The sequence below is a fragment of the Peptoniphilus sp. DNF00840 genome (assembly GCF_001553125.1).
GTDB classification, from domain to species: Bacteria; Bacillota; Clostridia; order Tissierellales; family Peptoniphilaceae; genus Peptoniphilus_A; species Peptoniphilus_A vaginalis.
Genome location: NZ_KQ960246.1, coordinates 1 through 679, shown reverse-complemented (window position 1 = coordinate 679; position 679 = coordinate 1). Strand labels below are relative to the sequence as shown.

1 protein-coding gene is annotated in these 679 nt (G+C 34.0%); it reads left to right on the top strand.

Going from position 1 to position 679, the window contains the following annotated elements; all coding sequences use genetic code 11:
- The coding region (locus HMPREF1864_RS08645) for a hypothetical protein (RefSeq protein ID WP_197415088.1) at window positions 1-679 on the top strand (679 nt) is incomplete at both ends.

The following is a 679-nucleotide window of genomic DNA, read 5'->3' as shown; positions in this document are numbered from 1 at the left end:
TGCTGAGTTTAAAGATGAAGTTAAGCCTTCACAAGAGGATGCTAAGGAAGCTAAGTTTACATTAGAAAAGAAAAATAAGGCAATTGCCATAGACAGAAATAATGAAGACACAATTGCTTGGCTTAACCTTCTAAAAGGCTCTACTGTTAGCCTTTCTATATATCCTAGTGGAGAAAAACTAAATTATACGACAACTAATTCTTTAGAAAGAGGCTACTATGTATTTACTAATTCTTCTCTTGGAGTTAGAGATATAAATATCGGAGATATAGTAAAGATAGTTGTCCCTGGTTATAAGGATGTCTTTGTTAAGGCTGAAAAATATAAAAATAGCTACAACTTAGTTCAAATTGAAAACCCTGAAAAGAAAGAAGGCTCTGAACCAAAGCCTGCACCTAAAGTTAGTGTAGAAGTATTGGTTAATAAGGGTGGCTCTTCAAGTGTTAATCTAAAGGGAATTCTTGGAAAAACTTTCGCAGATTTGACAAGTGATTCTGGCAGCTACAAGATTGAAGATCCAAGTATGAGTGGTAAAGTCTTCCTTGGTTGGAAAATAAATGATGGCTCAGAACTTTTATCAAGTGAAGCCTTAAAATCAAAAGTCATTACACAGGATATGGTTAAGGACGAAAGAATAAAAATTTCTGCTGAGTTTAAAGATGAAGTTAAGCCTTCACAA